Origin of the sequence: Vibrio sp. Vb1980 (assembly GCF_033338615.1) — a bacterium.
Classification (GTDB): domain Bacteria; phylum Pseudomonadota; class Gammaproteobacteria; order Enterobacterales; family Vibrionaceae; genus Vibrio; species Vibrio alginolyticus.
Genome location: NZ_JAWOSZ010000030.1, coordinates 1 through 12,182, shown reverse-complemented (window position 1 = coordinate 12,182; position 12,182 = coordinate 1). Strand labels below are relative to the sequence as shown.

Sequence of the window (12,182 nt, the reverse complement as noted above, 5' to 3'; positions counted from 1 at the left end):
ATCAAGAAGCTTGTCACGCTTTACCTTTCGGTTTGACAAGATTTGTCCATCAGAACTCAACACGCATACTTGAAAGAAGTTTTTGGCTATATCGATACCGACAACTTTAATAGACATGGTGATTACTCCTGTTCTTACTGGTTGCACCATTAGTTTGGTACAACGGTGCTAGAAGGGAGGTGCGTCCATCACATCAAAGCCTTGCCGTGCTTCAAAAAATAAAACTATAGATTAGGTTACAGCAAGACTTTAATCACGTTTCGATTTTTTCTAGTTGATGGCGAATCACCACAATGCAAATCTAAGGTGTCTCTTTGTCATGGAGTTAACGGTGATCCATGGCTTTGTTGCTTAAATCGATGGAACTAAATCAAGAAGCTACGATCTGATCGGCTACATCCATTAATCGTCGTAGCCTAATGCCTAAACCTCGTTACAAAACAACCAACTGGAAGCAGTACAATAAAGCCTTAATTAATCGTGGTTCACTGACCTTTTGGGTTGATGAGGAAGCGATAGCTGAGTGGAAGCAAAGCAAACAAGGCAAGCGTGGTAGACCACGCCAATTCAGTGATTTAGCCATTACGACTGCATTAATGGTGAAACGAGTATTCTCTATGCCATTGAGAGCGCTGCAAGGATTTATAGACTCAGTATTTAAACTGGCTAATATCCCGCTATTTTGTCCGCATTACACCTGCATAAGTCGTCGAGCTAAGGAAGTTGATGTTTCATTTAAAACTAAAACCAGAGGAGCGATACAACATCTAGCCATTGATTCCACTGGTCTCAAGGTTTATGGCGAAGGTGCATGGAAGGTTAAGAAGCATGGTACTGACGGGAAGCGTAGAGTTTGGCGTAAACTGCATATTGCAGTAGATACCAGCACTCACGAAATAGTCGCAGCAGAACTGAGTTTCTCTAACGTAACCGATGCTGAAGTGCTTCCCAACTTACTTAAGCAGACACGTCGTAAAATCATTGAAGTATCAGGTGATGGAGCTTATGACACAAGAAGCTGCCATGAAGCTATACGAATCAAGCGAGCAGTTCCGCTCATCCCGCCACGAGAAGGGGCAGCTTTCTGGGAGCAAGGACATCCTCGCAATTTGGCGGTAGGTTGTCAGAAGCTCTACGGCTCAAACAAAAAGTGGAAAAAGCGGTATGGTTATCATAAGCGCTCTCTATCAGAGACAGCCATGCATCGAGTGAAACAGTTGTTAGGTGGGAAATTAAGCCTAAGAAATTACAACGCTCAGGTTGGTGAGACTTACGCAATGATCAAAGCGCTGAACAAGCTTACGGGGCTAGGTATGCCTGAAACTCAGTATGTTGTTTAAAAATGAAGCATTATGGGCTGGTATGCCTTTTCTCTGAATTAAGCAACAAAGCCGTGAGAGTTCAGTGTAAGTGCGGTTTAGACTGCCTATTACACATTGGTTCGGGGCTATCAGATACAATGAAATATTTGAACAGCGGTGATGAAGAGTATCGGTATTGGGTTTTAAACATTGATACCAACGCACTTGAATGCCTCACTTCTGCCACTCACATAAATACTATTCCAGACGTTATTAGTGAAGAAGATATTGAGCAAGCCTTGAGTGGTGAAAAAAAGATACTTTGTGTTAGTTGCCAAAAATATTACTTTTCCATTTCTCAATTTGGTTTTTGGGATTAGTTTGACAAACGTTTAAGTTCTAGAGGTATTTTTTCTTATCTGAAATAGCCAACTTAAACAGGGGGACTCTAACTTGCTTTTGTCCAGAAGCGACTTACCAATCCAATTAAAATTTCACTCTCACCGCATAACTATTATTAACGTCACATGAGTTATATTTGGGTAAATTACGACTGATTGAAATCGCAAATTTGTTAGACGAAACCAATAATGGGGCATAAATGAGCTAGCCTCACTAGCAAGCTCGAAGTTGGACAGAACCTTGTTAGAGTACTTGTTCTAAAGAGGTTCTGTCAGATAAGAAAAAGTATCTTGTTTCTATAGAAATTTAGAAAATGTCCCGTAACGTTTTCCGTGCCTAACTCTCGACTGTGAAGATATTACCCACACCCCATCAACGGAAATTAAACTATTTGTATTTATTTTTGATTAGAGAGCAATTCTCTGAGCTTAACAATCTGCTCTTTTTCAGTAGCATCTAAAACTTTTTTTGAAAATGATTTTTGATAGCTAGTCTTTTGAGTAGGGCAGCCACCAAGATAAGGTCTAAGTTTAGTTTTACAACTGTCACCACAGGTTCCAGCCTTAACACCAAGAACATCAAGCAGCATCCCCTCAAGACATACAGGTGTGGATAAAATTACTTCAATCTTATGCTTTTTCGCATACGCCCAATCTTGTTGCGGTATTGCGACGTCACTATCCATTAACACGTATCGTTTGTCGTATGCGGCTTCTTGGCTCTTTTTAGCAGACATGAGAATATTTCTAGGTGAACCACCATCTGATGATTCTATTTTAACTACTTGGCCAGTTTCTCGGCCGTCATAGTTGTCTTTCATGTGATTCAAAAATGCTCTGTCGTGAATACCCTCACCAACGACGATTAGTGATGCGACATTAGCCTTTCTAACTTTCTTTTTAGCCAACTTCAACACTCCTATACGTTGGGTACAGCACCTAGAGCACCAGCTTGGTACTTAGCGTAAAGGTTGTCATCGGCACGAATTCCTACCATTTCATCCAAACGCCATGCATCACTTTCAAGACATTCTTTTTCTACGAGGTAGACTTGGTGTTTCTTGAGCATATTTAGTATTTCTGGAGTGTGGCAAGTAAAGATAATTTGTGCATCATGTTGGTTAGTCTCTTTATGCTTAAACCAATCCAGAATGACTGGAAGCATGTGAGGGTGGAGGTCGTTATCAATCTCATCTAGTATAGCAACACCACCATATTGTAATACTGGCAGTACCCTGCGAAGCATTACGAAAAGAGCTTTAGTACCGCTAGACTCCTCGAATAATGGGAGTGTAAATTCACCTTTTTCACACTTATGGATAGCGAAAGGAAAGTCAAACTTGTGTTCCTCTCCTTTCTCATCTGTAACCTTTTGCTGTTTATATTCAATATCGTGAATTCCCAAATCGAAATCAAAGACAGCTTGGTGTAACCTCTGCTTCAGCTTACTATCATCTTTTAGAAATTCGGTCGCTTCCAGAATATCACCATCATTGAAATGTCTACGCCCCATCATATTCACATTGAAAATAAAACTATTAAAGTACGTATAGAGTTCGGATGCATTAGAAACGTTTTGCTGGAATGCAGCTGAAATAACAGAGACATTACTTCTCACTTTTTTAGCTTGAGCCACAGAAAAGCCGAAGCCTTTTTGCTTGTAGCTGTACCCATCATCAGCTTTCTCTCTAACGAACACATACGAGTAGCTACGACTAGTTTTTTTATACAGTGATTCCAACAAGACATCATTTTTTGTAACCGACAAGTTGTACTTGTACTGCTCCCCACCGAGCATGAAGTGCAACTCAAAATCAGTCGGCCTATCGGCATACAATCGGTGGGGCATGTATGGGATACTTTCAGAAGGTTTATAGTCGAACGCAGAAGTCGATATAAATGAACCAAGGAAAGCAAGTGGACGCAACAGCTGAGTCTTACCAGCACCATTAGCCCCAACAACTGCCAATACCTTGTTTAGACGCTCACCAGATTCTAGGTTTATGTCGTAGTAGGAAGCTGATGGTTTTTTCCCAACTTCAAAAGAAACTTCTTGCTCATTGCCAAATGAGTAGAAATTTTTACAGATAAACTTTATTAGCATATAAAAGCCATAATCAACAAATTTTTGTTGATTATGGCTCTTGACGATAAACTTTTCAACCGTATTAAGTGTGATTTATGTCTAGTACTCAAGTTGTTAAACATGGGGTGTCAGGCTTTTGTATATATGTTACTGGGAAATACATCGACTGCCACATTTTGCTAAACGCCAGCGAAACCATACTGGCGTGGCGTAGCTTTTTGTAATAGATAGTCATCCTAAAATGATGTTTTCCCGTTTTTTTAGTCTTACTTGTATTATAAAAAGTAAGTCAGTGATGCCTTGGTAAAGTGTGTATTCAATCTGGCGAAACAAAGAAAGGGGCATTTTTGAGTTACCCGATTGCAGTATGTCGTCAGCGAAGGCAGCACATCATTTTTGTTTGCTTGCCTTTGTTATCAGCTGAAACTCCATACCAGTGCGTTTAGTGTTACGGGTTCTATAGCGCGTTGGATATTTATCAAAAAAGTCAGATAACTTCTTCAACCCGTAGTTTCGAGGGTCAAAATCTGGCTTCAGTCTCTTTAAGTACTTGCCTATTTCACCTAGTTTTGCCCAGCCCGATTCATCTCGATAGTTCTGCCAAGCTTGATGCATTAATCGCCATAATTCGCGTTCTGAGTCTTGATTAGAGCTTGGTTGTGCCTCCCCAAGATCAACATCAGCGTTTAAGTTCTCTATCGCTACAAAGTCATCACAAGCGTTTTTAAACGAAGTCGGAGTCATCGCTTTTCCCACACCGATGACGTGTATCTCCGACTCTCTTAATCTCGTAGCAAGACTTGTAAAGTCACTATCACTGGATATCAAAGCAAAAGCATCAAACCTTTAGCTGTACAAGAGATCCATTGCATCAATAATCATTAAAGAGTCTGTCGAGTTTTTTCCAGATGTATAGGCAAATTGCTGCTTAGCTTGAATCGCTAACTCATTCAAAGGCTGCTTCCAGTTTTTTAGTTGTTCAGCAGAAAAATCGCCATATGCACGTTTAACGATGATCTGCCCAAAACTAGAAAGCTCTTCAATAATCAGGTTTAGCTTTGAGTGTGGAGTGTTTTCTGAATCAATTAATACAGCGATTTTTCTGTTACCCATAATCCGTGCGTGACCATCCTTTATGTAGTTAGTTGCACTATCCAATTTTATTCCTTCCAAGGTTATTGTTCGCGCTCAAAAACAGTTACTAAGGTGCGACGCCCATTATCGTTAACAATAAGGTATGTGAATTTGGAAGTTGGATGCCCCCAAGCTTCTACATTGTCGGCAGTACCGTATTTTTTCGCTTTATGGGCCAAAACATTTGCAGGCAAATTTCGAATTCTCAACTCAGGATGTTTAAGTCGATTGACTAAACTCGCCCAGGGCTTTTTGGGATCTCCAGTGCTCAATCGCTCTTTATACTGTTCAACAGCGTGAGCGGTAACATAAACGGTCCCCATTGCTGGTGTTTCAACGGCATCATGCGTATTTGCATATTCCTGGCGATTTGCATCTAAGAGCACTGTTACACATGATTTTGGGTCGGCCATGAACTCACGACTTTGTGATACCTCTATTTGCACTCCAGCCATTCGGTTTTGAAGAAATGCTGCAAACTTTTGTGCATGTTTTTTCGTAGATTTACCACGGGCAAGCTTTTTGATTGCTCCCTTTGACACAACAAGTTTGTAGCCAGAACCAGAACCCGGCTCTCGACCCATTACTTTTTCTTCAAAGAGTAGGTATTGAATGGCTGATAATTCTGAAATCAAATCAGAATCTTCATGGGAAAAGTCGATTTTTACATCAAGAATTCCACTGCGTTTAGTGCCCACACGCCAGAATACTCGGCTCGTTTGGTCATCTAGTTTTTCAGAAAGAGTGGTTAGAATCATCATAGTCTTATCTCCGGTATTTAAGATCCCTTCCGGCATCGCCGTAAGGACCTCATTTAGTTAATATTCATACTTACTTTATCATGCTTTTTGAAAACGCAACCCCTCCCCTCCACTTTCACATGTGAAAGTCTAAGTAGAAATCCAGCTAGTACGCCCAACTGTCAAAATCTGTATGGGTGAGAATTTCACCGTCTTTGGCCGGACGAACATAAACACATCGCAAAACATTACATGGAAAGCACCAGAAGGTGGCGGTGGACCGAGTTATCAGAATATGTAGTCCCTGGATTAACCAAAATAAAACGGCATCTGAATAGTTCAGATGCCGCTTAACATTAATGGTTATCTTGCCAAAGATAAATTATTAGTCCGTTGTAAACACGTGATGTTGGAACAACTGGTCAACAATTTCATGCGAGGTCGCTGATGCGCCCAGTTCTAGGCCAGACATGTCGAAGTGCTCCAGTGCGACCGATGTAGATTGGCCTGTCTCATTAGTAATCGTTAGGTTGAGGGTATCCTGTTCACCATCAAAACTAGCGCTGACGTGATCCAACAAGGCTTCCATGGCCGCCACATCATCATCTGCTGGTGAAACAATATCACTCAAGTCTAATTTATCTTCACCGAGATTAAAGTCTTTGATGACATCCATAGATGCTTCAGAACTTAAAGACTCATTGGTGAAAGTAAACGTATCGCTCCCTTCACCTCCCGTTAGGATATCATTCCCTAAACCTCCGATGAGAATGTCATTGCCAAGACCACCCACTAGGATGTCATCGCCTGCAGCGCCATTTAAGGTATCTGCACCGTCTTGTCCCAGCATGATATCAATAGTCTCACTACCATCAAGCAAGTTGACCAGGTCATTACCCATGACAGCATGACGCTCAGTAGAAGCGACGTCTGCACCTGATTCACTAAGTGTTAGAGTAAAGGCGTTGTCACTCACCCCGCCTCTTCCGTCTGACACTTTAAAGAGAAAGTTAAGATCAACTTGTTGGTTACCTTCTAAGGTAAAGCTATCACTTTGTGTAAAGCTGTAACTGCCGTTTGACTCGACCTCTAACAAGCCAAATGCCGTTTCAACATGTAAGCTCCCATCGACTTGACTCGTCGAAAAAACAAGGTCTTGGTCGACGGTGACATCATGCAAATCAGCACTTAAAAGAGTGAAATCCCCATCAGCCAAAGAGACTGTCATGATGTCGCCATCTGCATCTTGGCTTCCTGACAGCAACTCACCAGCAATTGGTTCAGGTGAAAAATGATTGAGGAATTGGCCTAACTGCTCGCCAGAATCGATAAATACAACTTGGTCGCTCAATTCTTCCAGTGCTTGGGCTGCACTTTCATTGTCTGACGTTGCAATACCAATACCATAAACTTTGGCATCATGCGTTTGCTTATAGTCTTCCCATCGTTCATTCAAATCTGGAGCTGCTGTTTCACCTTCTTTAGGGTTTGGTGCACCGTCAGAGATAAAGAATATGGTCTCTTTACTTTCGATTGGCTGTTCTTTCAAGTACAGATCCCAATCAAAATTGCCGTTTTCATCTAAGCCATCTTGCCAAGGGAATTGAGTTCCTATTTCATTGAAGGCCATGACGGCTTCTAGTGCCTTGCTGTAGTCTGTGTTCGTACCGTGATTAATATCACACCATTGACTCACGTAAGAGGCAACTTCGCTGAGATATTCAGGATCATTGGAATCACGTCCATTCAGCAAAGGCGGACGGCTCATTTCCTCTACTTGATCTAAAGTTAACCAGCTCTGTGTAGACGTATCTCCATCAAAGCGAACCAAACGAATGTAAGTATTGGATTGCCCACCCTCTTCAATCATGTTCTCAACCATTGAGTGAAGGGCTTCCGCAGCTTTGTAAGCTCTTGATTCTGTCTTGGGTGCAGTAGCCTCACTACCGACGGTATTTTGCCCATCAAATGTGCGAGTCATACTGTTTGATTCATCAAACACAACCGTCACTTTGTTAATCGGCAAGTCTTCCATTTCAGCAAAGCCATGTACTGGCGATGAAGTTGGGGCATGGTTTTCAGTTACATTTAGAGTGACCTGAGTTGTGTCTTTGTCCGTACCATCCGTCGCCGTGACTTCCAACTGATAACTATCCTGAACAGAGTGGTCTAGCTTAACTCCGTCTTTAAGCCAAATCTCACCGCTATTTGAATCTACGCGGAATAAATTGGCATCACCGCCACTTAGCTCGTATTTAATGGTATCTGCACCATCAGGGTCGAAAGCTTTAACCTTACCCACCAACAATCCAGCTTCCTGCTCTGCAACGTTAAAAGTTGCATTATCCGCAGTTGGCATACCGCTGACATCGGTTCCATGAGTCTGATCTGCATCAGTATTGCTAATAAACTCAGGAGCGCGATCTCGAATATCGATTGTCACTTCACCAGTCGCGGTATCGCCGTCTGCATCGAGAACGGTGATATTGAATTTTTCTTGTTGATGACCCTTAACATTCGTCGCTTTGTAGTCATAGCGACCATTTTCAAAGTTAAGAGTTAGCGTACCATGCTCTGTGTCGATCTCTGCTAACGAGTGTAGAGAGATAATTGCCCCATTACTGGCACTTACTGTGCCATCAGCTTTATTGTAATGATAGGTTTCACCATCAACTTCAATTTGATCCACCCATTGGCTATCGCCATTAATATCATCTAGAAGATTGCTCTGAAGCTGCCCTGATACTGTTTTGTTCAGAAGCCCCTCTATTTGTGAGTCATCAGTTACTACCAGTGCAGAGCCTTTATCGGTTGCAACTGGTTCTAGATATTTCATATCCGCACCAGCGCCAATACCAATTGACCAGATGTTCTCTAAAGATGCACCACTCGAATCGATACTGCGATCCATCGCATTTTCAAGAATGATGCTTTGCTCAGCGTCTGTCGGTTGATCCCAACCATTAGCTAAGTACTCGTAGCGCTGCTCACTTTCAAAATCGTCTGCTGTAGACCACTTCATTAAGCTCTCGCGCAACTCTGTATATGCCGGATCTGACGTATTTGTCCATGAATTGAAGTCGCTTGGCGCACCATCCGAAATAAAGTAAAGCTGATGATTGCTAGTGTCATCTGTTTCTTGGCTAAGGTCAGTTAAGGCAGCATTTACCTGGTCAATCGCTTGGCTATATGGCGTCCAGCCACCACGACCAATTGAATCCAAGTAAGCATCAATCTCATCCACAGATTCTAGCCATTCAGACGTTTGACCATCTGGATAACCTGAGTGCGTCGCAATCTTAAATCGAACGTCACCAAGATCATCATACTTTTCAAACATGGTCTTAATTGCACTGCGTGCTAGGTCCCAGCGAGTAACTTCAACGCCTTGCTCGTTTTTAACCATGTCATCCCACATCGAACCCGATGCATCTAACGCGATAACAACACTGTTGTTTTGTGGATCAACATCCATGATTTCATGGTGCTCTGAATTAACTGAAGGTAGAGAGTCAACAACACCAAGGTGCAAAGTTGCATTTTCAACTCGGCCACCCGCATCCACTTGAACGCTAACAGGGATATCTAATGTGTCAGCACCGAGTTCCGAGTGATCTACTGGCTCATATTGCTCGACGGTATAATGCCCAGTTTTACCATCAATGCTCGCTTCAATGACTTTGACCTTATCATCACCTGAGCCAACATATCCGGTTAAAGTACCGCGATCATCACTCACTTCAAACACCACTGGCTTGCCTTCACTGGTAACGGTCTCCAGATTCTGTTCAGAATCAAATCGGAACTCAGCATCTGATGCAGAACCAAGGTTGGCAACTAAATCACCTTCAGCATGTACGCCAGAACTCGCACCAACTGCAGACTCATCGAGCATGATATGCGAATCATCCAATGAAATAGGCTCACCTACTACATGCACTGTTACTTCAGCTTTATCAGTCAGACCATCCGCATCTTCAATGACGTATTCAAATGAGTATTCCTTTATTTCCCCAGTCTTAATCGTGCGCTGATCTTCTGGCAATGATTCAAGATATTTGGCTGCATCAAACACCAATTTGCCATCTATTAAGTTTAGATATTCTGTTTGTGGGTAGTTAATAATAGTCAGTTCGTCACCGTCTGGATCGCTATCATTCGCTAACACATCCAGCTCTAGAATACCGGCTCCTGTTGTTTGATAGTCCTCATCAAAGCTCGTCAAATCGGCAGAAACTTGTGTTACAAAGTACTCCGACCCCTTAGGATCAACCAAGCCATCTTTGTAACCCACGGCTGACATTTCAATGCTATCAAAATATCGACCATCCGCATCAATACTTACAACTTGCTTACGATTGCCAGTTCCTTCAAATACTCCCGAAGCGACAACCTCACCTTTGTAGTAAGCCTTCCAAACACCGCGCTCAACTCCAGGCTCCCAAGAGCTCCAAAGATTTTCAACTTGAACTTTAGCATGATCTGCGACTTGTCCATCAGCGAAAGTGAAACGCATAGCCTCACTGTGTGAAGTAGCATCATCGAATCCAATTTGACCGTCTTTTACCTGATCCGTACCACCATCTAAGGAAGAGCTAACCCCAAACTTATGCGTACCACCGTCACCAGTGTAATCCGCCTTGTTAGCGTCACCGATTTTGTTACCTGTGTTGGTATCAACGATGTAGTAGTCCACACTAATATCTGCACTGTCGTCCCAGTTCGTGTGATCTAAAACCTTAGTCTCTTTCTCAATACCTTTGTCATCTTCAGCGATTGGAGCTTCGTTAATGTCATTTATCACGACATTGACGTTAGCCGTATCCTTTGCCCCAGACTGGTCTTCAGCTTCTACCAATAGTTGGTAGCTATCTGACGTTTCATGGTCAAAGACTACGCCACTTTTAACGCTGATCTCACCTGTGTGACTGTTTATTTCAAAAAGGTCAGTATGGTTGGTTAACTGATAAGTTACATTGCTACCTTTATCGACATCAAATGCCTCAACCTGCCCAATTACGCCAGCAACAGCATTCTCATTAATGCTAAATTGGTAACTATCGGTATCGGCTTTGCCATCTTCATCTAGGCCGTGGCTATCATTCGTTCCACTAATAAATTCAGGAGCATCGTTGTTACCTGTAATAGTCACAACCACGTCATGAGTCGTGCCATCTGCAGATGTTACTGTCATGGTGCGAATCACCGGATCGCTATCGGCGTCTAACGATTGCACGTCTGGGTGGCTATTGTTCAGCTTATACGTCCAGTTACCTTGCTCATCGATAGAGAACGTACCCCAATTGTCATCTTGAACGTCGGTTTGGGGCTGGAAGACCGCTTCACCTACATCAGGGTCATCCACGTTTAAGTTGCCGCCAGTGGTCAGCGTTACGTCTTCTTGAACCGCACCTTTATCATCACCCGGTTGGTCTGGTGTGATGATCGCTTTGTCGTCTGAGCCCGTGATTGTCACAACCACGTCATGAGTCGTGCCATCCGCAGACGTCACTGTCATGGTGCGAATCACCGGATCGCTATCAGCGTCTAACGCTTGCACGTCTGGATGATTATTGTTTAGCTCATAGGTCCAGTTACCCTGCTCATCGATCGAAAACGTACCCCAGTTGCCATCTTGAACGTCGGTTTGAGGTTGGAATACCGCTTCGCCTGCATCAGGGTCATCCACGTTTAAGTTGCCGCCAGTGGTCAGCGTTACGTCTTCTTGAACCGCACCTTTATCATCACCCGGTTGATCTGGTGTGATGATCGCTTTGTCGTCTGAGCCCGTGATTGTCACGACCACGTCATGAGTCGTGCCATCTGCAGATGTTACTGTCATGGTACGAATAATCGGATCGCTATCAGCGTCTAACGCTTGCACGTCTGGATGATTATTGTTTAGCTCATAGGTCCAGTTACCCTGCTCATCGATAGAGAAGGTACCCCAATTACCATCTTGAACGTCGGTTTGAGGTTGGAATACCGCTTCACCTGCATCAGGGTCATCCACGTTTAAGTTGCCGCCAGTGGTCAGCGTTACGTCTTCTTGAACCGCACCTTTATCATCACCCGGTTGATCTGGTGTGATGATCGCTTTGTCGTCTGAGCCCGTGATTGTCACGACCACGTCATGAGTCGTGCCATCTGCAGATGTTACTGTCATGGTACGAATAATCGGATCGCTATCAGCGTCTAACGCTTGCACGTCTGGATGATTATTGTTTAGCTCATAGGTCCAGTTACCCTGCTCATCGATAGAGAAGGTACCCCAGTTGCCATCTTGAACGCCGGTTTGCGGTTGGAATACCGCTTCACCTGCATCAGGGTCGTCCACGTTTAAGTTGCCGCCAGTGGTCAGCGTTACGTCTTCTTGAACCGCGCCTTTATCATCACCCGGTTGATCAGGTGTGATGACCGCTTTGTCGTCTGAGCCCGTGATCGTCACGACCACGTCATGAGTCGTGCCATCTGCAGACGTCACTGTCATGGTGCGAGTCACCGGATCGCTATCAGCGTC

The 12,182-nt window shown here is 43.4% G+C and carries 8 protein-coding genes and 2 pseudogenes; 3 read left to right on the top strand and 7 right to left on the bottom strand.

What is annotated here, in order from left to right:
* A pseudogene (locus R7F64_RS23265) lies at nucleotides 1–117 on the bottom strand (IS110 family transposase); the annotation flags it as partial.
* Nucleotides 118–419: 302 nt separating this feature from the next.
* Between R7F64_RS23265 and R7F64_RS23260 the strand changes: the two are divergent.
* Nucleotides 420–1,340, top strand: a complete 921-nt coding sequence (locus R7F64_RS23260; protein WP_025590596.1) for an IS5 family transposase — start codon at nucleotides 420–422, stop codon at nucleotides 1,338–1,340.
* Nucleotides 1,341–1,459: 119 nt separating this feature from the next.
* Nucleotides 1,460–1,681 (top strand): hypothetical protein, encoded by a 222-nt coding sequence (locus R7F64_RS23255; RefSeq protein ID WP_013572143.1) that lies wholly within the window; start codon nucleotides 1,460–1,462, stop codon nucleotides 1,679–1,681.
* A 419-nt stretch (nucleotides 1,682–2,100) separates the two neighbouring features.
* On the opposite strand, the gene R7F64_RS23250 is transcribed toward R7F64_RS23255, so the two are convergent.
* The 5 genes and pseudogenes from R7F64_RS23250 to R7F64_RS23230 all read right to left on the bottom strand — a co-directional run bounded on the left by R7F64_RS23250 (nucleotide 2,101) and on the right by R7F64_RS23230 (nucleotide 5,683).
* Nucleotides 2,101–2,610, bottom strand: a complete 510-nt coding sequence (locus R7F64_RS23250; protein WP_061894242.1) for a hypothetical protein — start codon at nucleotides 2,608–2,610, stop codon at nucleotides 2,101–2,103.
* An 11-nt stretch (nucleotides 2,611–2,621) separates the two neighbouring features.
* Nucleotides 2,622–3,806, bottom strand: a complete 1,185-nt coding sequence (locus R7F64_RS23245; protein WP_140150490.1) for an AAA family ATPase — start codon at nucleotides 3,804–3,806, stop codon at nucleotides 2,622–2,624.
* Nucleotides 3,807–4,178: 372 nt separating this feature from the next.
* Nucleotides 4,179–4,403 carry an OST-HTH/LOTUS domain-containing protein gene (locus R7F64_RS23240; protein ID WP_242531767.1) on the bottom strand — a complete coding sequence of 75 codons (225 nt, stop codon included), beginning with the start codon at nucleotides 4,401–4,403 and terminating at the stop codon, nucleotides 4,179–4,181.
* A gap of 90 nt (nucleotides 4,404–4,493) precedes the next feature.
* Nucleotides 4,494–4,901 (bottom strand): annotated as a pseudogene (locus tag R7F64_RS23235) (NYN domain-containing protein); the annotation flags it as partial.
* 62 nt (nucleotides 4,902–4,963) lie between these two features.
* Complete coding sequence (locus R7F64_RS23230) at nucleotides 4,964–5,683, bottom strand: hypothetical protein (protein ID WP_032073007.1); 720 nt, start codon at nucleotides 5,681–5,683, stop codon at nucleotides 4,964–4,966.
* Between the two features lie 139 nt (nucleotides 5,684–5,822).
* Here R7F64_RS23230 and R7F64_RS24565 point away from each other — a divergent pair, with 139 nt between their 5' ends.
* Nucleotides 5,823–5,963, top strand: coding sequence for a 4Fe-4S dicluster domain-containing protein (locus R7F64_RS24565; protein ID WP_373924899.1), 141 nt, complete (start codon nucleotides 5,823–5,825; stop codon nucleotides 5,961–5,963).
* Nucleotides 5,964–6,047: 84 nt separating this feature from the next.
* Here the strand turns inward: R7F64_RS24565 and R7F64_RS23225 are convergent.
* Nucleotides 6,048–12,182: VCBS domain-containing protein (locus R7F64_RS23225; protein ID WP_412034473.1), on the bottom strand; the 6,135-nt coding region annotated here is incomplete at its 5' end.

Excerpts from the sequence above, each read along its gene's own strand:
- R7F64_RS23260 (WP_025590596.1), top strand. The coding sequence starts at position 420 with ATGCCTAAACCTCGTTACAAAACAACCAACTGGAAGCAGTACAATAAA.
- R7F64_RS23245 (WP_140150490.1), bottom strand. The coding sequence starts at position 3,806 with ATGCTAATAAAGTTTATCTGTAAAAATTTCTACTCATTTGGCAATGAG.
- R7F64_RS23255 (WP_013572143.1), top strand. The coding sequence starts at position 1,460 with ATGAAATATTTGAACAGCGGTGATGAAGAGTATCGGTATTGGGTTTTA.
- R7F64_RS23240 (WP_242531767.1), bottom strand. The coding sequence starts at position 4,403 with ATGCATCAAGCTTGGCAGAACTATCGAGATGAATCGGGCTGGGCAAAA.
- R7F64_RS23230 (WP_032073007.1), bottom strand. The coding sequence starts at position 5,683 with ATGATGATTCTAACCACTCTTTCTGAAAAACTAGATGACCAAACGAGC.